18 protein-coding genes are annotated in these 24074 nt (G+C 68.7%); 12 read left to right on the top strand and 6 right to left on the bottom strand.

What is annotated here, in order from left to right:
- Positions 1-4 precede the first annotated feature (4 nt).
- The gene (locus tag B5F85_RS08035) at positions 5-1096 is read right to left on the bottom strand and encodes an acyltransferase family protein (protein ID WP_087316150.1); all 1092 of its coding nucleotides are present in this window, start codon (positions 1094-1096) and stop codon (positions 5-7) included.
- Between the two features lie 242 nt (positions 1097-1338).
- Here B5F85_RS08035 and B5F85_RS08040 point away from each other — a divergent pair, with 242 nt between their 5' ends.
- From B5F85_RS08040 to B5F85_RS08070, 7 genes are all read left to right on the top strand, one after another.
- Positions 1339-1824 carry an A24 family peptidase gene (locus B5F85_RS08040; protein WP_087316152.1) on the top strand — a complete coding sequence of 162 codons (486 nt, stop codon included), beginning with the start codon at positions 1339-1341 and terminating at the stop codon, positions 1822-1824.
- 238 nt (positions 1825-2062) lie between these two features.
- Positions 2063-2905 (top strand): HAD family hydrolase, encoded by an 843-nt coding sequence (locus B5F85_RS08045; protein ID WP_158094586.1) that lies wholly within the window; start codon positions 2063-2065, stop codon positions 2903-2905.
- Between the two features lie 101 nt (positions 2906-3006).
- Positions 3007-3876, top strand: a complete 870-nt coding sequence (locus B5F85_RS08050; protein WP_087316157.1) for a methylenetetrahydrofolate reductase — start codon at positions 3007-3009, stop codon at positions 3874-3876.
- Position 3877: 1 nt separating this feature from the next.
- Positions 3878-4606 (top strand): hypothetical protein, encoded by a 729-nt coding sequence (locus tag B5F85_RS08055; RefSeq protein WP_087316159.1) that lies wholly within the window; start codon positions 3878-3880, stop codon positions 4604-4606.
- An 87-nt stretch (positions 4607-4693) separates the two neighbouring features.
- Positions 4694-7159: a homocysteine S-methyltransferase family protein gene (locus B5F85_RS08060; protein ID WP_087316161.1), complete on the top strand. Its 2466-nt coding sequence runs from the start codon at positions 4694-4696 to the stop codon at positions 7157-7159.
- A gap of 298 nt (positions 7160-7457) precedes the next feature.
- The gene (locus B5F85_RS08065; RefSeq protein ID WP_087316163.1) at positions 7458-9284 is read left to right on the top strand and encodes an NAD(P)-binding protein; all 1827 of its coding nucleotides are present in this window, start codon (positions 7458-7460) and stop codon (positions 9282-9284) included.
- Entirely contained in the window at positions 9278-11002 is a 1725-nt protein-coding gene (locus tag B5F85_RS08070; RefSeq protein WP_087316165.1) for an NADH-dependent [FeFe] hydrogenase, group A6, read from the top strand. Before B5F85_RS08065 ends, B5F85_RS08070 begins: the two co-directional genes overlap by 7 nt.
- A gap of 228 nt (positions 11003-11230) precedes the next feature.
- Here B5F85_RS08070 and B5F85_RS08075 read toward each other — a convergent pair whose 3' ends face one another.
- Positions 11231-13609, bottom strand: coding sequence for a DEAD/DEAH box helicase (locus tag B5F85_RS08075; RefSeq protein ID WP_087316167.1), 2379 nt, complete (start codon positions 13607-13609; stop codon positions 11231-11233).
- Between the two features lie 126 nt (positions 13610-13735).
- Here B5F85_RS08075 and B5F85_RS08080 point away from each other — a divergent pair, with 126 nt between their 5' ends.
- From B5F85_RS08080 to B5F85_RS08090, 3 genes are read left to right on the top strand one after another with little or no spacing between them, the layout of a single operon-like run.
- Positions 13736-14110, top strand: coding sequence for a type II toxin-antitoxin system RelB/DinJ family antitoxin (locus B5F85_RS08080; protein ID WP_087316169.1), 375 nt, complete (start codon positions 13736-13738; stop codon positions 14108-14110).
- Complete coding sequence (locus tag B5F85_RS08085; protein WP_087316171.1) at positions 14107-14601, top strand: PIN domain-containing protein; 495 nt, start codon at positions 14107-14109, stop codon at positions 14599-14601. Before B5F85_RS08080 ends, B5F85_RS08085 begins: the two co-directional genes overlap by 4 nt.
- Positions 14602-14634: 33 nt before the next feature.
- Positions 14635-15552, top strand: a complete 918-nt coding sequence (locus B5F85_RS08090; RefSeq protein ID WP_087316173.1) for a DUF5104 domain-containing protein — start codon at positions 14635-14637, stop codon at positions 15550-15552.
- Here the strand turns inward: B5F85_RS08090 and B5F85_RS08095 are convergent.
- The 4 genes from B5F85_RS08095 to yaaA all read right to left on the bottom strand — a co-directional run bounded on the left by B5F85_RS08095 (position 15549) and on the right by yaaA (position 20686).
- Positions 15549-16844 carry an ATP-binding protein gene (locus tag B5F85_RS08095; RefSeq protein ID WP_087316175.1) on the bottom strand — a complete coding sequence of 432 codons (1296 nt, stop codon included), beginning with the start codon at positions 16842-16844 and terminating at the stop codon, positions 15549-15551. The genes B5F85_RS08090 and B5F85_RS08095 overlap by 4 nt on opposite strands.
- 84 nt (positions 16845-16928) lie before the next feature.
- On the bottom strand, positions 16929-18017 hold the full coding sequence (locus B5F85_RS08100; RefSeq protein ID WP_087316177.1) for a MupG family TIM beta-alpha barrel fold protein: 1089 nt from the start codon (positions 18015-18017) through the stop codon (positions 16929-16931).
- Between the two features lie 35 nt (positions 18018-18052).
- Positions 18053-19630, bottom strand: a complete 1578-nt coding sequence (locus tag B5F85_RS08105; protein ID WP_087316179.1) for a TerB N-terminal domain-containing protein — start codon at positions 19628-19630, stop codon at positions 18053-18055.
- A 300-nt stretch (positions 19631-19930) separates the two neighbouring features.
- Entirely contained in the window at positions 19931-20686 is a 756-nt protein-coding gene (gene yaaA / locus B5F85_RS08110; protein WP_087316180.1) for a peroxide stress protein YaaA, read from the bottom strand.
- 66 nt (positions 20687-20752) lie between these two features.
- Between yaaA and B5F85_RS08115 the strand changes: the two genes are divergently transcribed.
- Both B5F85_RS08115 and htpG read left to right on the top strand, forming a co-directional pair.
- Entirely contained in the window at positions 20753-21601 is an 849-nt protein-coding gene (locus B5F85_RS08115; protein WP_087316182.1) for a fused MFS/spermidine synthase, read from the top strand.
- 188 nt (positions 21602-21789) lie between these two features.
- Positions 21790-23814, top strand: coding sequence for a molecular chaperone HtpG (gene htpG / locus B5F85_RS08120; RefSeq protein ID WP_087316184.1), 2025 nt, complete (start codon positions 21790-21792; stop codon positions 23812-23814).
- The last annotated feature ends 260 nt before the right edge of the window (positions 23815-24074 follow it).

Below are 24074 nucleotides of genomic sequence, written 5' to 3' on the forward strand. Positions count from 1 at the left end.
TCCCTCACGCAAGGCAAGCCGCCCGCAGCAGGGGAATCCGCACCGCGTGGTCAACGAGCAGCGTGACGGCGAGGATGGCGAGGCTCACGGCGACGCCGGCGACGATCAGCCCCGCCTGCCCGCCCAGCGTGAGCCCGGCGTCGCAGGCGGCGTCCGCCACGGAGCGCCAGAGGGTGTAGAACATCGACTGCGCGACGTAGAAGCCGAGGATGGACGGAGCGAGCGCGATGACGGCGCGCCTGGTGGGGGCGTCTTTGGCGGGGCGGGGCTGCGCGGCGAGGGCGACGGAAGCCACGGCCAGCGCAAAGGAGAGCAGCGAGGTCGACTTGAACGAGAGCGCCTCGAGCAGGCGAAGGTCGCCCGCGAACGCCGCTGCGACCTCGGCGAGCGGGGCGACGGCCCCGCAGGCGGCGAGCATGGGGGCGGGTCGCGCGAGGTTCTTCTCGCCGAGCGCACCGCCGACGAGGAAGGCAACGAGGTAGGTCGCAGCGCTCATGAGCTTGCGCCACTCGAGGAGGCCACGAACGTCGGAGCCGGGAGAGACAAAGGCAATGTATGCGTTGACGGCGAAGGCGGCGGCCGCGAGCGCGCAGACGACGGCGCGCGGGTGACGGCACCGTTGCCATGCCCAGCCGATCACGGGTGCCGCGGCAACGCACGCGAGGTAGACCCAGATGAACTCGAGCCCGCCGACGAGCCAGCCAAACTGGCCGAGCTCGACGCCGTCGAGCGGAAAGGCCCAGGCGCTCACGGCGAGCGCCGCGATCCCGTAGAGCGCGACCGTCGCCGCGATCACGAGGGCGCGTCGGGCGAGGGAGCGGCCCTGCGCGGGCCAGTATCCGGGCTCTGACGAGGCCGTCGCGGCGCGCGGGATGAGAAAGAGCCCGGAGACGAGGAAGAAGACGTGGTTGCCGTAGGCGCCGAGCAGGCTCGTGCAGCCGAGCGCGGCGAGCGTGAGGGGCTCGGCCGCCCACGCGCCGTCGGTCGCCGCGGCGAACCACGGCTGAAACGTGTGAAAGACGGCGATGCCGGCGATGGCGACGAGCCGGAGCGCCTCGATGCGCGGGTTGCGGGGGCGTGCGGTCCTCTCGCTCATGCGTTCCTCTCCTTGGGGCTTCGGCACAGTATATATCTGACGCCGACTGACGCGCAGCTGCGGCCAATCTGCCCCCAATCTGACAAATCGGTTGGTTTTGCAACATCTTCGCAGGCAGAGCCTAGCGGAGGCTTTGCAACGTCGGGACGGCGGCCCGCGCGGCGGGCCCGCGTCGCCCGCCCTGCCCCGTAGAATCTGAGGCTCAGGAGAAGGTGGCCGAGCGGGGAGAACGGAGGGTCGGCATGGAAGTCTTTGGCGTGGTTCTGGAGGTCGCGTGCGTCGGGGCGCTCGCGGCGGGTCTGGGCGTGGCGGCGGCGAGCGACCTGGCCAGCCGCATCGTGCCCAACGGGTGCGTCCTTGCGGTCGCGGCGTCGGGGGCGCTCAGGGCGGCGGCGCGCGGAGAGCTCGTGGCGTCATGCGCCGGGGCGCTCGCGGTGCTCGCCGTCATGCTCGTCGCCGCCGCGGTGACGACGTGCGTGCGCGGGGAGTCGGGCGTGGGCGGCGGCGACGTCAAGCTTCTCGCCGCCGCGGGCATGTGGACGGGCGCCGCGCTCGGGCTCGCGGTCGTGGGGGCGTCATGCCTTCTTGTGGTCGTGAGCTGGGCGGTTGTGGCGCTGCGGGCGCGCGTCTCGGGACGTCCGCTGCCGCCCGCCACGGCCCCGATGGCGCCTGCCGTCGCCGTCGCCGCGCTCACGGCGGTGCTTTTCCGCCCGCTGCTCGCGCCCTGACCCATCGGGCGGCGCGCACGGTACCGTCTGCGACTTTTTGGGCGGCGTGGCGCGGGCGTGAGTATATATCTAGAATGGGTCGCGTGTCGGAACCCCCAACACCTGGCGCGCGGCTTGATATACGGGCGCGACGGCCCCCGACCGTCGCGCCTGCAATCCTCCCGGCAGGCCGTGCGCGGGCGTATGACATGGGGCGCGCTTGCGCGTGCCCGCCACGGCCTGCTTTGAAGGGACCCATGTGATCAAGCTCGTTCTCTCCGATCTGGACTCCACCCTCATCTGGCGCGACGACCACGTCGTCACGCCCTTCGCGCTGGATGCCATCCACGAGCTTCAGGCGGCGGGCGTTCACTTCGTGCCCTGCACGGGGCGCATCTTCCGCGACCTCCCCCGCATGTTCGCGGGCGACGAGGCCGCCTGCGCGACGGCGGTGACAAGCAACGGGCAGCTCGTCTACCTCAACGGCGAGCTCGTCGAGCGCGTGCCGATCGACCACGAGGGCCTTCTCGCCACCGTGTCCGCCCTGCGCGACGTGGACGACGCCTATCTCGTGGTCGAGTACGACGGCGAGAAGGTCGCCGTCGACGCCGACCTCGACTTCGTGCTCGCCCATCCGGACAACTTCTGGAGCGTCGCTCAGGCCCTGTCGGACGTCCCGGAGGAGCCCTGCTACAAGGCGAACGTGCGTGTGGTGGGCAGCTTCGGGCGCTGCCAGGAGGTCGCGGCGGAGCTCGCCTGCGCCCTCCCCGAGCTCGACTTCGTCTGCCCCATGCCGGGCACCCCGCACATCGACATCACGCCCCACGGCTTTGGCAAGGACCACGGCGGCGACTTTCTCATGGAGCGCCTGGGGCTTGCGCCCGAGGAGGTCTGCTGCTTCGGCGACGCCGAGAACGACCTCGCGGTGCTTCGCCACTACGCCAACTCCGTGGCCGTCGCCAACGCCGTTGCCGTGGTGCGCGAGACCGCGCGCTATCACATCGGCCCCGCCGACGAGGAATCCGTGGCTCGCGCCCTTCTCGACATCGCGGCGTCCACGCGGGCCGGGAGAATGCCGGCGTTCATGTGCGACAATGGGTAATGGGTTGACAATCTCGTCAGGTTATATTGTCACAGGGTTGACAATATAACCTGACGAGATTGTCAACCTGACGTGACTGTCAACCGCGGAGGGAGCGACTCATGAGGATCATCGACAAGCTCGCGGCACGCCAGACCTTCTCGTTTGAGATCTTCCCGCCGAAGGGGGAGATGCCGCTCGAGACCGCGTATGCGATCGCGGACGAGATGGCGCGCGACCGTCCGGACTGGATCTCGGTCACCTACTCCGCGGGCGGGTCGGGAAACTCCGCCAACACCGTGCCCATCGCGGCCTCGATCGAGCGCGACCTGGGCGTCACCGCCCTCGCGCACCTGACCTGCCTCGGCTCCGAGCGCGCCGACGTCGACGCCTACGTGGCGGCCCTCGAGGCGTCCGGCATCGAGAACGTGCTCGCCCTGCGCGGCGACCGCGCCCTGGGCCGCGAGGCGCGCGACTTCGCCCACGCCTCGGACCTCATCGCCTATCTGCGCGACTCCGGCTCCACGCTGTGCATCGGCGCCGCGTGCTACCCGGAGGGCCACGTCGAGTCCCCCACCGAGCAGGAGAGCTTCGAGAGCCTCTACAAGAAGCAGGAGGCGGGCGCCGACTACCTCGTCTCTCAGCTCTTCTTTGACAACGAGGACTTCTATCGGTTCCGCGAGAAGTGCCTGCGCCACCGGGTGCGCCTGCCCATCGTGGCGGGCATCATGCCCTTCACGAGCGTCACGCAGATCCAGCGCATGGCCTTCACCTGCGGCGCCTCCATCCCCGCCAAGGTCGTGAAGCGCCTCGTGCTCGCCGGCGACGACCCCGCGGACCAGGCGCGCGCCGGCGTGGAGTACGCCTGCGAGCAGCTCTGCGACCTCGCGGCCAACGGCGTCGACGGCCTGCACGTCTACAGCATGAACAAGCCCTCCGTGGCGCACGCCGCGCGCGAGGCCCTGCTCGGCTGCGGCTACCTCGAGGCTTAGCGTGACGTCCCCCTCTCCCGCGCCGCCCGCGCGCCGCTCCTATGACGTGCGCTCGGTCGAGCGCTCCGAGGTGCTGCGCTACCTGGGCTATGCCGGCCAGGAGCTCACCCCCGAGCTCGACGCGCGCATCGACGGCGTGGTCGCGGCCTGCCTCGCCGCGTGCCGGCCGCAGGGCGTCGTGCGCGTCTTTGACGTGGCGGGGCGGGGCGAGAAGGACGGCGTGCCCGTGATTCGGCTCGCCGGAACGGCGCTCGAGCTCGTGGGCTGCTCGATCGACGAGCACCTCGCGGGCGCCGTGGCGGTGGGCGTGCTCGCCGCCACGGTGGGCATGGGCGTGGAGGCGGAGCTCCGCCGCCTCTCGCTCACCGACCCGGTGGCGCAGGTGATCTTCGACGCGTCCGCCACGGCTGCCGTGGAGCGCGCCGCGGACGCGGCGGAGGCCGACGTTGTCGCCCAGGCGGCGGCGCGCGGCCTGTTCTGCGGATCGCGCTTCTCGCCCGGCTACGGCGACCTGCCGCTCTCCACCCAGCCGGTTCTTCTCGACACGCTCGATGCGGGACGCCTGCTGGGCATCCGACTCTCGCCGGCGCTTCTGATGTCGCCGACCAAGAGCGTCACGGCGGTGGTGGGCCTCTTCGAGCGCCCGCGCCCCGAGGCGCACGCCAGCTGCGCCGGCTGCCCCTGCTGCGACTTCTGCGTGCTGCTGCGCGCGGGCTCCACCTGCCACTGACGAAAGGGGACTGTCCCTTCTCGCCATGTTACGGAGGCGGCGGCTGGTAGGATGGAGCCCCAAGGTCACTTGAGGGCGGGAGGCACCATGACGGCAGAGAAGAACCTGCGCGCGCGGCGCGTGCGCGACGAGCGACTGGCGGCCGTGCTGCGCGGTGAGGAGCTGCTGCTGTTTGACGGTGCCATGGGCACGCAGCTGCAGGAGCGCGGCCTTGCCGCCGGCGAGCTGCCCGAGCTGCTGTGCCTCACGGACCCGGAGAAGATCTCCGAGGTCCATGCGGCCTACGTCGCCGCCGGCGCCGACGTGGTCACCACCAACACCTTCGGCGCCAACGCGACCAAGCTCGGCGACGCCGCGAACGTCGAGGAGGTCTTCGCGGCTGCCGTCTCCTGCGCCCGCGCCGCCCGCCCGCGCTACGTGGCGGCCGACATCGGGCCCACGGGACAGCTCCTCGAGCCCATGGGCACCCTCGCCTTCGACGACGCCTACGAGCTCTTTGCCCGCCAGGTGCGCGCCGCGGACGCCGCGGGCGCGGACCTCTTCGTGATCGAGACCATGGCGGACCTCGCGGAGGCCAAGGCGGCCCTGCTCGCGGTGCGCGAGAACTCCGACCTGCCGGCCTTCGTCACCATGACCTTCCAGGAGGACGGTCGCACGTTCCTGGGCACCACGCCTGAGGTCGCCGCCGTCACGCTCTCCTCGCTCGGCGCCGACGCCGTGGGCATCAACTGCTCGCTCGGCCCGCGCGACGTGGCCCCGCTCGTGGAGCGCATGCTGCCGTGGACGAGCTGCCCGGTGATGGCTCAGGCAAACGCCGGCCTGCCGCGCGTCGTGGACGGCGAGACCCGCTACGACGTGGGGCCCGAGGAGTTTGCCGTCTGCGTGGCCGACATGCTCGACGCGGGCGTGGGCGTCGTGGGCGGGTGCTGCGGGACCACGCCCGCGCACGTGGCGGCCCTGCGCGCGCTGCTCGACGTTCGTCGGCCGGCGCCGCGCTCCCTGCGGGACTGCCTCACCGTGGCGGGTCCGCAGCGGCTCGTCGCGCTGGCGCCCGGCCAGGTGGGCGTCATCGGCGAGCGCATCAACCCCACGGGCAAGCGCAAGATGAAGGAGGCCCTGCGCTCGGGCAACCACGACCACGTGATCGCCGAGGCCATGGCACAGGAGCGCGCCGGCGCCCAGATCCTCGACGTCAACGCCGGCCTGCCCGAGATCGACGAGCGCGCCGTCATGTGCCGCCTGGTCTCGGAGCTGCTCTCGGTGACCACGCTGCCCCTGCAGATCGACTCCTCGGACCCGGCCGTCGTGGAGGCCGCCGTCCGCAGCTACCCGGGCAAGCCGCTCGTGAACTCCGTCAACGGCAAGGCGGAGTCGCTCGCCTCCGTGGTGCCCCTGGCCGCGCGCTACGGCTGCGCGCTCGTGGGCCTCACGCTCGACGAGGACGGCATTCCGCCCACGGCGCAGGGACGGCTCGCGGTGGCGCGCAAGATCGTCGCCGCCACGGACGCCGCCGGCATCCCGCGCCCAGACGTGGCGATCGACTGCCTCGCCATGGCCGCCTCCACCGACCAGACGGCGCCGCGCGCGATTCTGGACGCCATCCGACTCGTGAAGGCGGAGCTGCCCGGCGTGCGCACGGTGCTCGGCGTCTCAAACATCAGCTTTGGCCTGCCCTTCCGACCGCTGCTCAACGCGACGTTTCTGGCGGCCGCCTTCGGGGCCGGCCTCGACCTCGCGATCATCAACCCCGGCGTGCGCCGCATGATGGACGTCGTCGACTCCTGGCGCGCGCTCTCGGGGGAGGACGAGCGGGCGCGCTTCTACGTGGAGCACTATGCGGACCGCTCGGACGCGCCGGCCGCGGCGTCCTCGGCGGGCGAGAAGAACGTCGAGCCCGCGACTGCGCCCGCGCCCGCCGGGCTTCTTGAGGACCCGGTTGAGCGCGCTCGGGCGCTCGTGCTCGACGGCCGCGCGGAGCCCATGGCAAGCGCCATGTCCGAGGTCCTTCTCGCCCACGACGCGCTCTTTGCGATCAACGAGGTGCTGGTGCCGGCCCTCGACGAGGTGGGTCGGCGCTTTGAGGCGGGGACGTTTTTCCTGCCGCAGCTCATGGCCTCGGCCGAGGCCGCCAAGGCGGGCTTCGAGACCATCCGCGCCGCCGCCGGGCCCGGGGACGCCTCCGCGGGCAAGGGCGAGGTCGTCGTCTGCACCGTGCGCGGCGACATTCACGACATCGGCAAGAACATCGTCCGGATGCTGCTCGAGAACTACGGCTTCGACGTGATCGACCTCGGGCGCGACGTGGACCCGGAGGTGGTGGTCCGCACCGTGGAGGAGCGCCACGTGCGTCTGGTGGGGCTCTCGGCCCTCATGACCACGACGGTGCCGGCCATGGCCGAGACCATCGAGCTTCTGCGCGAGCGGGCGCCCTGGTGCAAGGTCGTGGTGGGAGGCGCCGTGCTCACGCCCGAGTACGCCCAGATGGTCGGCGCGGACTTCTACGCCAAGGACGCCACCGAGACCGCCCGCATCGCCGAGCAGGTCCTTGGTTGACAGTCTCGTCAGGGGTTGACAGTCTCGTCAGGGGTTGACAGTCTCGTCAGGTTATATTGTCAACCTTTGTCAAGGTTGACAATATAACCTGACGAGACTGTCAACCCCTGACGAGACTGTCAACCCTGGCTCTGTCAATTGGGGGCTGTCCCCAATTGACAGACCGCTCGCCGGGCAAAGGTCCTTCTTGCCGAATACCGGACACTTTCTGGAAATCTGTCGGATACCCTTATCTGACTATGCCGCGGCCGAGGGGGCCGTGGCTGCAACAGACTCCAGAAGTGCAAGGAGAGGGCCTATGGCTAGAATGCACGTCATGGAGCAGAGCGAGTCCCAGGCGATCATGTCGAGCATGCACGAGATGCTCGAGAAGCGCCTCTCGGTGAGCTCGCTTGCCCCATGCCCCGTCGAGTTCACGGCCTCTTACGTGGCGATGTGCGCCACCCAGAGCTGTGGAAAGTGCACACCGTGCAGAAACGGCCTGCGCATGCTGCGCCACCTGTTCAACGACGTGCTCAACAACCGCGCCACGATGGAGACGCTCGACCTCATCGAGTCCACCGCGCGCACCGTCTATCTGTCGAGCGACTGCGCCATCGGCTACGAGGCCGGCGAGGTGGCCCTCATGGCCATCCGCGGCTTCCGCGACGACTTCGAGCACCACGTGCAGAAGCACGCGTGCGGATTTGCGCAGCACCAGACGGTGCCCTGCGTCTCGGGCTGCCCGGCCGGCGTGGACATCCCCGGCTACATCGCCCTGGTGGAGGCCGGTCGCTACACCGAGGCCGTCCGCCTCATCCGCAAGGACAACCCGCTGCCGCTGGTCTGCGGCCTGGTCTGCGAGCACCCGTGCGAGATGCACTGCCGCCGCGGCATGGTCGACGACCCGATGAACATCCGCGGCCTCAAGCGCTACGCCGTGGAGCACGCGGGCGACTACAAGCCCATCATCAAGGCCCCCACCAAGAAGCGCGTCGCCGTCGTCGGCGGCGGCCCGGCGGGCCTCTCGTGCGCGTACTACCTCACGCTCATGGGCCACAGCGTCAAGATTTTCGAGCAGCGCCAGCACCTAGGCGGCATGCTGCGCTACGGCATCCCCAACTACCGCCTGCCGCGCGAGCAGCTCGACTCCGAGATCCAGTGGCTGCTCGACTGCGGCATCGACGTCGAGATGAACCACAGCGTCGACGGCGATGAGCTCAACCGCCTTCGCTCCGAGTACGACGCCGTCTACCTCGCCATCGGCGCCCACTCCGACAAGAAGCTCGGGCTTCCGGGCGAGGACGCCGAGGGCGTCATGTCCGCCGTCCAGCTCCTGCGTGATATGGGCGACGACAACCCGCCCGACTTCGAGGGCCTCACGGTGGCCGTCGTGGGCGGCGGCAACGTGGCCATGGACGTGGCCCGCACCTCTGTGCGCCTGGGCGCCAAGAAGGTCGTCATCGCCTACCGCCGCCGCGTCGCGGACATGACGGCGCAGGACGAGGAGATCGCCGGAGCCGAGGCCGAGGGCTGCGAGGTCATGGACCTGCACGCGCCCAAGGAGGTCGTGGTGGACGAGTCCGGCCACGTCTGCGGCCTCAAGGTCGAGCCGCAGATCATCGGCGGCCTCAAGCGCGGGCGCCCCGCGCCGCGCACCGCCGAGGGCGGCGACGTCGTGGTCCCGTGCGACCGCGTGATCGTGGCCATCGGCCAGGACATCGACTCCGGCACCTTCGAGGAGCAGGGCATCCCCTGCAAGTGGGGCCGCATCGTGACCGACCCGGACGGCGCCGTGCCCGGGCAGGAGGGCCTGTTCTCCGGCGGCGACTGCCAGAGCGGCCCGGCCACGGTCATCCGCGCCATCAACGCCGGCAAGGTCGCCGCGGGCAACATCGACAACTACCTTGGCTACAACCACAAGATCGAGCTCGACGTCGAGCTGCCGCCCGTGCAGTTCAAGGGCAAGATCTCCTGCGCGCGCTGCGAGATGCGCGAGCGCGAGGCGTCCGACCGCATCCATGACTTTGACATCGTCGAGAACGGCCTCACCGACCAGGAGGCGCACCAGGAGGCGTCCCGTTGCCTGCGCTGCGACCACTTTGGCTTCGGTGCGTTCCGCGGGGGGAGGATCGAGCAGTGGTAAACCTCACTATCGACGGCCGCGCCGTCAGCGTGCCCGAGGGAACGTCCATCCTCGACGCCGCCGCCCAGCTGGGCATCAAGATCCCGACGCTGTGCTACCTCAAGGACCTCAACGAGATCGGCGCCTGCCGCGTCTGCGTCGTGGAGGTCGAGGGCATCGACCAGCTCGTCGCCGCGTGCAACAACACCGTGCTCGAGGGCATGGTCGTGCGCACCAACAGCCCCAAGGTCCGTGTGGCGCGCCGCATGAACATGGAGCTTCTGCTGGCCACGCACGACTCCGAGTGCACGAGCTGCGTGCGCTCTGGCAACTGCACCCTGCAAACGCTTGCCAACGACCTGGGCATCTCCGACCTTCCCTACGAGAAGCGCCTCATGCACGACCCGTGGGACAAGACCTTCCCGCTCATCCGCAACAACGACAAGTGCGTCAACTGCCTGCGCTGCATCCAGGTGTGCGAGAAGATCCAGGGCCTGGGCGTCTGGGACCTCGCCAACCGCGCCACGCACACGAGCGTGAACGTCCGCGGCGGCCAGGACATCCGTGAGTCCGACTGCACCCTCTGCGGCCAGTGCATCACGCACTGCCCGACGGGCGCCCTGCGCGAGCGCGACGACACCGGCAAGGTCTTCGACGCGCTGGCCGACCCCGAGAAGGTCGTCGTGGTGCAGATCGCGCCGGCCGTGCGCGCGGCCTGGGGCGAGAGCCTCGGCCTCGAGCGCCAGGACGCCACGGTGGGCCGTCTCGTGGCGGCGCTGAGGCGCATGGGCGTGGACTACGTCTTTGACACGAACTTCTCGGCCGACCTCACCATCATGGAGGAGGGCACCGAGCTTCTGCACAAGCTCGCGCACCGCGAGGAGAACACCTTCCCGATGTTCACCTCCTGCTGCCCGGGCTGGGTGCGCTACGTCAAGGCCGTGCGCCCCGAGCTCACCGACCAGCTCTCCACCTCCAAGTCCCCGGGCCAGATGTTCGGCGCCATCACCAAGAGCTACTTCGCCGAGCTCAAGGGCATCGACCCCAAGAACATCTTCTGCGTCGAGATCATGCCGTGCGTGGCCAAGAAGCACGAGGTCGCCATCCCCGTCATGAACGACGCCTGCGGCGATCCCGACGTCGACGTCTCGCTCACCACGCGCGAGGTCGACCGCATGATCCGCGCCGAGCACATCGACGTCACCACCCTGCCCGAGGAGAAGTTCGACGACCCGCTGGGTACCGCCACGGGTGCCGGCGTCATCTTCGGCGCCACGGGCGGCGTCATGGAGGCCGCGCTGCGCACCGCCTATCACGTGGTCACCGGCGAGACCCCGCGTCCCGACGCCTTCTCCGAGATCCGCGGCCTCGACGGCTGGAAGGAGGCCACGTTCGACCTGGCGGGCACCCCGGTGCGCGTCGCGGTGGTCCACGGCCTCGCCAACACGGCCTTCCTGCTCGACGCCATCGCCGAGGGCGCCGTGGAGTACGACTTCGTCGAGGTCATGGCCTGCCCGGGCGGCTGCGCGGGCGGCGGCGGACAGCCCATTCACGACGGCGAGGAGCTCGCCGGCGTCCGCGGCGACGTCCTCTGGGGCCTCGACCGCAAGGCGAAGCTGCGCAACTCCTACGAGAACCCGGCCATCCAGGCGCTGTACCGCGACTACCTGGGCGAGCCGCTCTCCGAGCGCGCGGAGGAGCTCCTGCACACCGACCACCACGCCTGGTCGATCCACTAATTCAAAAGGGGGCTGACTCCTTTTGAATCTCTGGGCCCGGACCGTCTACCCCCACGGTCCGGGCCCGCTTTTGTGTCACCGACGCCTGCAGCGCCGGGCGTGTCGCCCGCGGCCGCCGGGCCCTCTCGCCTGCGGAATGCGGGGTGCCTCGTGGCGGGACGGCCCTGCGCGGGAGCCATTCGGCCCCTCGTCCGGGCCATCCCGCGCCACGGCCGATGGCCGGCCCGGCTAGGCGCCCAGTCGGGCCCGACCCCACTCGGCCACGCGCTCCTTCATGCCGGCTACGTCGAGCACGCCCTCGGCGAAGCCCTTGCGGATGAGGCACTCGGGCACGAGCTCGTCGTACTTCTCGAAATAGGGGATCTCTGCGGGGTAGAGGAGCTCGTTTGGGTCCTCGAGGCGCTCCGCCGCGTCGCACACCACCGAGAAGAATGCGCGCTCGTCCTCGCGCATGACGAAGGTCATGAAGTACGGGCGCGACGAGTTGACGCCCTTGATGCCGAGCTCGCCCGCGCACTTGATCTTGATGAGGCGCTCGAGAGCGAGAAACGCGTAGCTGCCCAGCCACGGAAGCAGACAGTACATGGTCTGCTTCTTGTCGTTCTCTCCCAGGCAGACGAGCGGCCCCTCGTTGAGGCGGGAGCTCCGTGCCACGAGGCGCGCCTGGCGCAGTCGCGCCCGGGCGTGCGTCATGAGATAGGGGTAGGCGGCGCTCTCCTCGAGGACGCGTCGCATGCGCTCGAGGACGTGCGTGTTGATGTCTCCCGCAACGTCGCCAAAGTAGGCGGGGACCTTTCCCTTGACCTGCGTGACGTAGAGCAGGTGACGCTCGTGGTCCACCTCGTCGACGATCCACACGTGCCCCGCGATTGCGACCTTCTCGCCGGGCGGGGGCGGGGCGCAGAGCGTGCCGATCTCGGTGGAGTCGCAGCGCACGGTGTACTCGACGTTCTCCTGGAAGACGGCGTAGAACTTGTACGAGCTCGTCACGCGCTCGCCCGCGAGGCCCACGATGAGGCCGCCCGACTCCGTCTGCTCGATGAAGTCGTTTCTCAGGAGATGGCGCAGGAGCTCGCGGAAGTCGTCCGTGCTCACGCGATGGAAGTAGGTGAGCGTGAGCACGCGGCTCGCGAGCTGGGCGGGGGAGAGCTCTCCCTCGGAGGCGAGCGTTGCGAGCGTCTGGTGGCAGAGCAGGCTGTAGGGCAGGCGGTCGAGTCGCGGCGGCTCCACCCAGCGCTCCTCGCGGTAAAGCTCGACGAGCGCGATGCCCTGCAGCAGCTTCCACGGCACGGTCTCCGGGAGCAGCGTCCTGGGCTCGGGCTGGTCCTCGCGCATGACGAACCACATCTCGGGCGGCCGCTCGCGCCGGCCCGTGCGGCCCATGCGCTGCAGGAAGCTCGAGACCGTGAACGGCGCGTCGATCTGAAACGCCCGCTCCAGACGCCCGACGTCGATGCCCAGCTCGAGCGTGGCCGTTGCCACGATGGAGAGCTCCGAAGCCTCGTCGCGCATCCGTTCCTCCGCGCTCTCGCGGATGGCGGCGGAGAGGTTGCCGTGATGGATGAGGAACCGGTCGTCCTCCCCGTTGAACTCGCAGTATGCCCGCAGCGTCGTGCAGACCTCTTCCGCCTCCTCGCGGGAGTTCGAGAAGATCAGGCACTTGTGCCCGCGCGTGTGCTCGAAGATGTAGCCGATGCCGGGGTCGGCGTTGGCTGGCGCGACGTCCGTGGGGGCCTCCTGGGGCCGGGGCTGTATCTTCGTGCTCTGACAGTCCTCGCTGCGCCGCGAAGCTGCGCGCGGAGATACAGCCCCGGCCCCAGGAGGCGCCGTGACGGGCTCCACCGACACCACGTCCGCTTCGACCACGCCTGATGCCGACTGGGCCGCGCCCTCGTCCGCCTGGGGGTCGGTGGTGTAGAAGTGCTCCATCGAGATGCGCCAGGTGCGTGGGGGCTCCTCGACGCGGGGGATGACGGTGCTGCGTCCCGTGCCGGCGGCCAGAAGCGCACCCACCGCCTCCGGGTCCCCGATGGTGGCGGAGAGCCCGATGCGCCGCGGCTGCACGCCCGCGAGGCGCGCCAGTCGCTCGATCAGGCACAGGCACTGGCCGCCGCGGTCCTTCCGCAGCAGCGCGTGCACCTCGTCTATCACCACGTAGCGCAGGTCGCAGAAGAGCTTGGAGACGGCCGCGTGACGGCGCATGAGCAGCGCCTCGAGCGACTCCGGCGTGATCTGCAGGATGCCGGAGGGACGTTTCATGAGCTTGGCCTTGTGCGAGGACGAGACGTCGCCGTGCCAGTGCCAGACGGCGACGCCCGCCTCCTCGCAGAGGTCCGTGAGGCGATAGAACTGGTCGTTGATCAGGGCCTTGGTGGGGCCGATGTAGAGCGCGCCCACCGACGCCGGAGGGTCCTCCCAGAACTCCGTGAGGATGGGGAAGAACGCCGCCTCGGTCTTGCCGGAGGCCGTGGAGGCGCACAGCAGCACGTGATCGCTCGTGTCGAAGATGGCCTCGCCAGCTGCAACCTGAATGGCACGCAGGCTCTCCCACTCGTGCGCGTAGATGAAGTCTTGGACGAACGGTGCGTAGCGCTCGAAGATGCCCATGAGATGCCCCATCCTCTTTGTTGGCACGTCTAGTATACGAACAGATGTTTGAGAATGCAAGCAATTTATCTAGCATGTGCTAGCAAAGTTTGATAGCATGTGCTTTACAGATAGAGGAGAGGGAATATGGAAGCGGCAGTCTCACAGGTAAACGCTCGCATAGATGCCGAGCTCAAGGAGGCGGGCGACGCCGCTCTTGCCAAGGCCGGACTCACTCCCACCAAAGCCATACGCGGCCTTTGGGCGCGCTTTGCGCGTCTCGCCGATTGTCCCGAGGAGATCAGGGAGCTCGTGAGCGGCCGAGGGGATGAGCTGCCATCCGAGGCACGCGCCGAGAGAGACCGCAAGCTCGCCCTGGTGCGTGAGGGGAGCCAGATAGTCGCGCAATCGCTGGCATCGCGCGGCGTGGACGCGCCCGAGATGATCGAAGAGATTCCCTATGAGGAGCTGAGGGAACTGGTCCTGCTCGAGCGTCTGAGCGAGAGGGGGCAAGACGCGTGAGCTCGTCACTTTCACTGCTCCTGGACACCAATGTTTGGCTCGACCACTTCCTTCCCTGGAGAGGTGGCCATGCGGCGGCGGGGCGTCTCATGGAGCGCGCCTTTGAGCAGAACCAGACGCTGGCCTACGCCATTTCCTCCATTAAAGACGTGTATTACATGGTGGAGGCCGAGCACAGGCGCGCCGAACGCGCAGAGACCGGCGCGCTTACCGAGTCGGCCGCTCGAGCCGCGTCCGTGGCCGCCTGGGGCTGCGTCAACACCATGGAGGAAATCGCCTGTGCCGTACCGCTCGACCATACGGACGTTTGGATGGCCACCAAGCAGCGCGCCCTGCACGGAGACTTTGAGGATGATCTGCTCATAGCCGCGGCGTTGCGCGGTCGAGTCGACTATCTCGTCACCAACGACGAGCTGCTTCTAAGGCACTGCCCCGTGGCGGCGCTGAGCGTGGATGACATGTTCGCGCTGCTTGGGATGAGGCAGGAGTAGGGGCGCATCGCGTCCGGGCACAAGAGGAGGCTCATGAGCGAGAGGCGTGGGGGACATGCCCGTGTCATCGCAACGTGCGTCATTGCGCTCGTGGCGACCATCCTGTGCGCTGGGTGCGCAGAGCGTGTCGACACCCTTGTCCGTGCGGTTCGCAGCCACGTGACGGGCGAGGAGTACGTGAGTCCGCGCGGGCAGGCGTGCCTCGACGCGGCGGACGCCCTGCTCGACGCCCTCGAGGCGAGGGACGAGGGCGCGATCGTCGGGCTCTTCTCGGCCAGCGCGCGGTCGTCGTCTGCCGACCTCGAGGAGCGGGCGCACGAGCTGGTGGGGGACTGCTCCGGTCGCGTCGGCTACTTCGACACTCACTCTGTGACGCGGCCCCACGAGTCCGAGAAGATCGATGACGGGAAGCGTCGCGTGGAGCTCTCGGCCGAGTTCTCGTTTTCCCTGGACGAGCGAAACTACTGGTGCTTCATGACGGTCGTGAGCGAGAACGACTTCGACGAGTCAGAGGTGGGCGTCTCCACTGTCGTCGTATGGTCCGAGGACGCGTACTCGGCGATGCTCTACGACGCTGGGGGTGCGGGGTGGCCCGAGGGACAAGGCCTGCACCTCCAGCTGGACTACCCCCTGGAGTGGGAGACGCGGCTCGTGGACGGCGACCCCCTGCGCTACGAGAGCGGCGACGCCATCTCGGACGTTGACGAGGCCGTGACGTTTCTCAGCGAGGGCGACAAGACCGTGGCCAACTTCAGGGAGCGCTTCGGCCAGCCCTGCTGCGTGTCGTGGACCGGCGACGGCGTCATCTACTACGAGCTGCCCGAGGAGGACGGCGAGCCGCGCTATCTCGAGGTGAGCGCCCCCGCCCCGGAGAAGCCCGTCTACTCCGCGCACGTGGTGGGCGAGCGCGGCGTGGTCGAGAAGGTCTGGGGTGCGGACGACGAGGCCTAGATCGTGAACTCGGCGAAGGCGGCGTCCACGTCCTTCTCGCCCGTGCCTGCGGCAGGCGCGCTCACGGCGCCGGAGAACGCGTCCGAGCCGAGCAGCGCGTCGACGTCCGTGCCGGGGTTTTGGCACACGATGTCCAGCAGCTCGATGAAGTCGCGGATGACCTCGCGCGGGGTGAGGTGCGTGTCTGCCCCGACGCGGCCAAACTCCACCTTGAGAAAGCTCACGAGCTGGGCCTCCGTGAGCGTGCGCTCGTAGCCAAAGTAGCCAGCGTGAATCTCGGCGAGCTTCTCTATGAGGACGAGCAGCTCCTCGTAGGTGAGCGGCTCGAGGCGGATGACGGGGGCGAGCATGTCCGCGAGGCCGGCGCTCGCAAAGCGTCCCTGCGTGAGGCGGCTGCGAAGCGCCTCGTAGGAGAAGACGCCGCGACGCCGGTCCTCGATCGACTGAGGGGTGCCTCCCATGATGATGCCCAGGTGGTGCGCCTTGCCCTGGAGCGTGTCGTTGTACATGGTGAGGATCTTCTCGTAGTTGTACTGACGCGAGACGGCGTTGGGGATCTTGTAGAGGTTGACCAGTTCGTCTATCAGCACGACGAGGCCCCGGTAGCCCGCGCCCACGAGAAACTGCGCGAAGAGCTTGAGGTACTCGTACCAGGTGTCATCGGTGATGCAGGCGTTGACGCCGAGCTCCGCGCGAGCCTCGGTCTTGGTGCGAAACTCCCCGCGCAGCCACTTGACCACGCCCGCGCGACGCTCCTCGTCTCCCTCGAGGCTGGCTCGCCAGTAGGCGGTGAGGACCTGGGTGAAGTCGAAGCCGCAGACGAGCTCCCTGATGGGGGAGAGCTGGGCCGCGAGCGCGGCGTCGGGGTCTGCCGCGTCACGAAGCGCGGCGACCCAGCGGTCGAGCACGAGCTGCAGCGCCCCGCCCTCGGGGCGCGTCTTGGTGGAGAGGTTGCGCACGAGCTCGCGATAGGTGGCGAGCCCCTGCCCCTGACCGCCCTGGAGGCGCCTCTCGGGGGAGAGGTCGGCGTCGGCCACCACGAAGTCGTTGCCCATGGCGTGCGTGCGAATGGTCTGGAGCAGGAAGCTCTTGCCCGCGCCGTAGCGGCCGACGAGGAAGCGGAAGCTCGCCCCGCCGTCAGCGACGAGGTCGAGGTCGTGCAGGAGCGCGCCAATCTCTCGCTCGCGCCCCACGGTGATGTAGGGCAGCCCGATGCGCGGCACGACGCCGCCCTTGAGCGAGTTGATGATGACCGCCGCTATGCGCTTGGGAACCTTCGGCGCGCCACCCATGCGTGCCCCCTTCGTCCGTCGTTTCGGAAGAAGATTCTAGCACAGATGTTCGGTTGTCGCCCGGGGCGTCCCCTTCGCTGCAGCCTACCGCTCAGCGAAGCGGAACTTCGACCAGGGCTTGATGAACGGGAGCAAGACGAGCTCCTCGGGCACGATCTTGCCCACGAGGTTCTTGCGGGCGTCGCGATGCGGCTCGAGGACGACCTGCAGCTCGTTTTTGTAGTTGCCGAAGGCGTCATTGCCCACGACGATGTCGCCGGGCTGGAGCTCGACGTCGTTGTCGTGGGCGGGGTTGGCCTCGGCGCGGTACTTGACGCGCACGTCGGTCGAGCGGATCACGCGCTCGGAGATGTCTCCGCGGCGCTCGTGCTGCTCGTCGAGGACGATGGCGCGCTCGAGCTCGCTCGCCGTGGGCAGGAGCTCGACGGAGAAGCGCGTCTGGTAGCGGTCGACGGCGCCCACCGCCGCGAGCTCGTCTGCGGAGGCGTAGGCGTTGCCGATGATGACGTCGTCGATGAGCCCGGTGGCAAAGAGGTGCTTGGCCGCCACGTCAGCCGGGAGGTGGCGGTGCATCTCCAGCGTGGGCAGGCCGTCGTTGACGGGCCAGGGGCCGAGCGTGCCGCCCGCGCAGGAGACGAAGGCGGCGGTGCGCAGGCCCTTCTCCTTGAAGCGGCGCGAGCAGCCCACGAAGAAGTCAAACGGCAGCCCCGTGCCCTCCTGGGGGTAGAAGTTGTGGCACCCGTAGAGGAAGGGGAGATTGGCCTGGTAGCTCGCGATGTTGTCGACGTAGGCGACGTCGCTGCTCATGTTGAGCTCGATTGCGAGGCCGTAGGGGTTGTAGGTGAGCATGGCCTCGCGCCGTCCGTCGAAGCCGGTGTCCAGGCGGATGCCGTCGGCGCCGAGCTCGTGGAAGAAGCCGAGGTCGTCATAGGAGACGCCGAGCTCTTCGAAGATGTTGGGCGCGACGTCGAGGACGACCTCGTAGCCAAGGTCGTGGGCGAAGGAGATGACGTCCCCGAACTTCGTCACCGTGGCGTCCCGCCCCCCCGAGACCTCGAGCATGCTCATGAAGATGCGCTCGAAGCCGTGACGCGCCGCGAGCTCGAGGTAGGCCCGGTCGCGGGCGGGGTCGCTGTGATCGGGGTAGATCGAGATGCCGAGCCTTCTTCTCACGGTGTCTCCTCGGGGGTGTGTTGCGGTCGGGCAGGTCACATCATAGCGCGGACGTCATCGAGATAGTCCTCGACGAGGGAGGGGGCGCCGGTGTCGTCAAACTCCAGCACGGTGTCACCCACGAGGTCGAGGAGCTTCTCGTTGATCGAGTCGACGAGCAGGTCGGGGGAGGCCGATTGCGGGGGCCTCCCGGCGAGGAGGTCGTCGAGCAGCGCGCGCTCCTCGCGCGAGAGCGCGGGGGCGTCGCTCTGGCCGGACGACTCGGGGGCGGCCGGGGAGACGGGCGCCTCCGCCGCGCCCTCTGGGGCCGGCTCCTCCACGGGCGTCGGCTCCTCGGCGCGCTCCTCGTCGACCAGCAGCGCCTCGCGGGTCATCGCGGCCGCCGAGCGGATGCCCTCGAGCTTGCCGAGGTCGATCTCGACGCGCACGGGCGCGTGCGCCGACCTCCAGGCGAGGTAGTCTTTGATCTCGCGGTCGACGAGCTGGGTGAGGTACTTCGGGTCACCGCGCTCCTTGAGCGGGTGGGGGTAGTCGAGCGCATCGCGGAGCTGGCGGTCGACCGCGCGCAGCGCCTGGCCGAGCCTGGCGCTGCGGCCGCCTCCGTCGTGGCGCGCGGTGCAGGTCCAGATGCCCCCGCGGCATTCGTAGACGCGCGTCTCGCCCAGGCGGTAGACGCAGTCGGGATGCCTGCCCCCCGGATAGAACACCGCCGACGCGAACATCAGGTGCGGCATCGCACGGCGGGCGCCGAAGAGGCTCTCGACGAGGTCCTGGCTGCGCCCGCCGTGGTAGTGGCGGACGAGCCGGTCGAAGACGCCGCGGGTCACCTCACGAACGGCGTCAGGCTCGTCGCGGCAGAGGCGCGACTGCGCGAGGCGATGGGTCGAGAGCTCGTCGAGCGCCTCGAGCAGCCGCTCGTCCGAGGAGATGTCCTGGCCGTAGGGGCGGGGCTCTCGACGCGAGCCGCGGGCGGGCGCCTGCGCGAGGGCGCGGCTCTGGGCGCGTTCGAGGACGTCGACCGCTCGGTCGTGCGCGACGTCCGCGTAGGGCAGGGCGAGCGCGGGATCGAGGTCGTGGTAGACGGCGTAGTCGACGAGCCAGGGGCGCACGTAGCGGTCGAGCGTCTGGTCGAGCTTGCGATACGTCTTCCAGAACGACTCGATGGCGCGAAAGGCGGTCTCGCCCGGCGCCGCGCCGATCCCGTTGATTAGCTCGTAGAGATAGACGTAGGCAAACGAGGCCGAGGTCTTTTCCACCGTTGCGCGCCGGATCTGGGACCTCCAGGTGAAGTATCCCCTGAGCTGCTGGTTGTCCATGACGTCGTAGGTGGGGAAGTAGCTTTGGAACGTGCCGTGGTACGGGCAGTCATCCTCGAACTTTGCCATGAGGCGCGCCTGCTCCACGAACAGCCGCGCCTCGGTCCACGAGCGTGCCTCGGGCCGCCGGGCGAGGGCGCGCATCTGACGGATGGGCTCGGGCAGGTAGCTCGCGAGCTGCGAGCCGCGCATGAGGATGGGCTCGCTGCCGTAGACCTTCGAGCTGGAGAAGGCACGGCCCGCCTTGGCTCGGCTTGCCGCGACGATCTGCTCGATGATGCGGTCGATGTCCGCCATGTCACCTCCCCGTGATGCTTTGCGTCATGATACCCGTGCCCGGCGAGCGGCGTGCCCCGTGCAAAACATGCCTTCGATCCATTTTTCTCTGGCCGCGAAAACAAAACCGAGCTTCGATCCATGGAAAAACGCGTGGTTTTGACCGACGGGCCCAGCGGGATTTTCTGCCAACTGCGGTTATGTCCGGCCGCGAGGGCACGTCATCGGTTTGAGGCGCATAATCCCATGGATTTAAGGGCGCTTTTGCTCGCGGCCGCCGCGCGATATGGATCGAAGGACGATTTTGCACCGCGCGGACGCTCACCGGCGGGAAAAGACCAGCGTCTCCTCGTCCGAGCGCGCCTCGTCCAGCGCGTAGCCGCGCTCCGCGAAGTCGCGCAGCTCGTCGGGGCCCCCAACGCCGCGCTCCGCGCACCAGCGGACGAAGGTCCCGCGCGCGGCCTTTGCCTCGGTGGCCGGCTGTCGCAGGGCCCCGTCGCGAAGCACCCCGAAAAGGCAGTTCAGGACCTGCGGGCCGTCAGGGCGCGCGAAGGGCGTGACCGCGCGGGCATACTCGACCGAAGCGACGTTGACGACGAGCTCGCACCCCTCGGCGGCAAGCGCCTCGTAGAGGGCATCTCCCCAGAACGCGTAGAGGTCCCGTGCGCCGTCGACGGAAAGGCGCGCCTGCATCTCCAGGCGGTAGGGCACGACGCCGTCGAGCGGGCGCAGCACTCCGTAGAGTCCCGAGAGGATGCGCAGGTGATCGTCGAGCCAGGCGAGCTCGCGGTCATCCATCACCTCAGGCGCCATGTGCGTGTACTGGATGCCCTCGTAGGCGACGGCTGCCGCGGTGGCGTCGCGTCGCAGGTCCATTCCCCGGAGACGCTCGTAGTTGAGGTCGGCGAGCCGGTCGCTGCACTTCCAGAGCGCCTGCGCCTCGTCGCGCGTGAGCCCCCGCATGGCGTGCACGAGCCGCTCGGCGCGCTCGAGGAAGGCGGGCTCGCGCACGGGCCAGGGCGGCGCGTCCTGCGCCCGCATCTTCTTGGCGGGCGAGGTGATGATTCTGAGCTCCACTTGACCTCCCTCGGTCACGCGTCATGGCGGCTGGCTATCATTATCGCCAAGACGAGGGGAGGCGACATGGGGGACAGGAAGAGCGCGCGGGTCGCGCTGGCGCTGGCGGGCACGGCGGCGATGGCCGCGGCGGCGCGTTGGCTCTGGTGCGTGCGCCCCCACCTCCTGCGCACCCTGTCCGGCCAGGCGCTCGTCTACACCACCCGCGACGAGGCCGGCGAGCGCGTGCGCGTGCTCAGGACCGGCGGCGTCTTCCAGTCCGCGACCTATCTCGACGAGCGACGCATGGAGCCCGTCTTCGAGTACTACCGCGCCTTCGGACGCCTCTTTGAGCTTCGGCCCGAGGCGCGCCGCCTGCTGGCCATCGGTGGGGGCGGGTTTGCGTTTCCCAAGCTCGTGGCGGCACGGTGTCCGGGCGTGCGGGTTGACGTCGTGGAGATCGACCCGACGGTCGTCGAGGCCGCCCGCCGCTGGTTCTTCCTTGACGAGGCCGTCGCGCTCGCCCGCGCGGGCGGCGGCGACCTGCGTGTGGTTTGCGACGACGGCCGCGCCTTCCTCGACCGCGGCGCCGGTCCCTTCGACGCGATCGTGCTCGACGCCTTCGTCGGCGCCGAGCCGGTGCGCTCCCTGGCGACCGTCGAGGCCCTGCGCTCCGTACGGCGCGCCCTGGCCCCGGGTGGCATCTGCCTGGCAAACGTGGTGTCGCGCGACGGCGGGGCGGACGTGAGCTTCCTGCGCTCCGTGGTGGCGACCGCGCTCATGACGTTTGCGCACGTCGAGGTGGCGCTCGCGACCGATGACGAGCACGCCGGCGAGGACAACTACCTCGTCGTCGCCTCCGACGGCGAGCTCGGCCTGCCAGACGCCATACCCTTTGACGCGGACTTTCTGGGCGAGGCCCTGTTCGACGACTGAGCGGGTTGAAAGTTGACGATCTTGCCGGGTTGACAATCTCGTCAGGTTACCGTGTCAACCCTCGAAGGGTTGACACGGTAACCTGACGAGATTGTCAACCCTGGAATCTAAGCGTGTCTGACTGAGATTATCTTCAATGGGGTAGACTACCTTTCGTTCAACAAAGCCGCACGAAAGGGGAGCGCCGCATGCGCACGTTCAAGACAGAGAGCAAGAAGCTGCTCGACCTGATGATCAACTCCATCTACACCAACCGCGAGATCTTCCTTCGCGAGCTCATCTCCAACGCGTCGGATGCCATCGACAAGCTCTACCTCAAGAGCCTCACCGACTCCTCCGTCCAGGTCGATCAGGCCAACCTCGCGATCAGCGTGGCATTTGACAAGGACGCCCGCACCATCACCGTCTCCGACAACGGCATCGGCATGACCGAGGCCGAGCTCGAGGAGAACCTCGGCACCATCGCCCACTCCGGCTCCGAGGCCTTCAAGGAGGCCAACGCCGAGGCCCAGGGCGACGCGGTGGACATCATCGGCCGCTTTGGCGTGGGCTTCTACTCGGCCTTCATGGTCGCTCGCGAGGTCAGCGTGATCACGCGCGCCTGGGGCTCCGACGAGTGCTTCCGCTGGACCTCCGACGGCATCGAGGGCTACGAGATCGAGCCCGTCGCCGCCGACGACCCGGCCTACCGTGCGACCTGCGGCTCCGACGTGGTCCTCACGCTCAAGGACAACGTCGAGGAGGCCAACTACGACGAGTTCCTCTCCGAGTGGAAGCTCCGCGACCTCATCCGCCGCTACAGCAACTACGTGCGCTATCCCGTCAAGATGCTTGTGACCAAGAGCCGCGAGAAGGAGAGGCCCGTAGATGCCGGCGACGACTACAAGCCGGAGTGGGAGGACTACACCGAGCTCGAGACCATCAACTCGATGACTCCCATCTGGAAGAAGCGCGCCTCCGAGGTCACCGAGGAGGAGTACGCCGAGTTCTACAAGTCCACCTTCCACGACTGGGCCGACCCCGCGCGCACCTTCAGCCTGCACGCCGAGGGCACCCTCGAGTACGACGCGCTGCTGTTCATCCCCGGTCAGGCGCCCTTCGACCTCTACAGCCGCGACTACGAGAAGGGCCTCGAGCTCTACAGCTCCAACGTGCTCATCATGGAGAAGTGCGCCGACCTCCTGCCCGACTACTACAACTTCGTCCGCGGCGTCGTGGACTCCTCCGACGTCTCCCTGAACATCTCCCGCGAGACGCTCCAGCAGACCCGTCAGCTCCAGGCCATGGCGCGCCGCATCGAGAAGAAGATCACCTCCGAGCTCGAGGCCATGCGCGACAACGACCGCGAGACCTACGAGAAGTTCTTCGACAACTTCGGCCGCGGCCTCAAGTACGGCATCTACTCCAGCTACGGCATGAAGGCCGACGAGCTCGCGGGGCTGCTCCTGTTCTGGAGCGCGCGCGATCAGAAGATGGTCACGCTCCAGGAGTACGTGGCCGCCATGCCCGCGGATCAGAAGGCGATCTACTACGCCGCCGGCGACGACCGCGAGCGCCTGGCCAAGATGCCCGTGGTCGAGGCGGTTCTCGCCAAGGGCTATGACGTCCTTCTCTGCACGCAGGACGTCGACGAGTTCTGCTTCCAGGCCATGCGCGAGTTCACGGCCAAGGGCCTGCCCAAGGCCTACGCCGACGACGCCGCGCGCGAGGCGGCCGAGAAGGCCGTGGCCGACGGCGCCGAGCCCGAGGTCGAGGACCGCACGGTCGAGCTCAAGAACGTGACCTCCGGAGACCTGGACCTCGCGAGCGACGAGGAGAAGAAGGAGGCCGAGGAGGCGACCAAGGCCAACGAGGGCCTGTTCGGAGCCATGAAGGAGGCGCTGGGCAAGAAGGTCGAGAAGGTCGCGGTGTCCACGCGCCTGGCCGCCGACGGCGCACCGGCCGTGATCACCTCCGAGGGCCCGCTCAGCCTTGAGATGGAGAAGGTCCTCGCGTCCGGGCCCGAGGCCGGCCAGGCCCCCAAGGCCGTCCGCGTGCTCGAGATCAACGCCAAGCACCCCGTCTTCGAGAAGCTGCGCGCGGCGCAGGAGGCGGGCGACGCCGAGAAGGTCGGGCTCTACGCGGGCCTTCTCTACAACCAGGCGCTGCTCGTCGAGGGCATCCTGCCCGAGGACCCCGTGGCCTTTGCGTCCCAGGTCTGCGAGCTGATGTAACCTCTGCACAAAGGGGACGTGTTATTTCGCGCAGACGGCTTGGGACAGGTTTTTCGTTTCGGGACGGGCCCTCGGGCCCGTCCCTTTTTGCGGCGCCGGGGAGTTGTGCGCATTCCCTGGCGTTGTGTACACAGCCTCCAAGGTCCTTCTCGACAGAAGAGCAGGTAGACGAGCTAACGAGAAGTGCGCACAACGCCGATACGTGTACACAACGCCCGGGAGTGCGCACAACGTCGATACGTGCGCACAACGCTGCCGGC

Origin of the sequence: Olsenella sp. An293 (assembly GCF_002159495.1) — a bacterium.
GTDB lineage: Bacteria > Actinomycetota > Coriobacteriia > Coriobacteriales > Atopobiaceae > Thermophilibacter.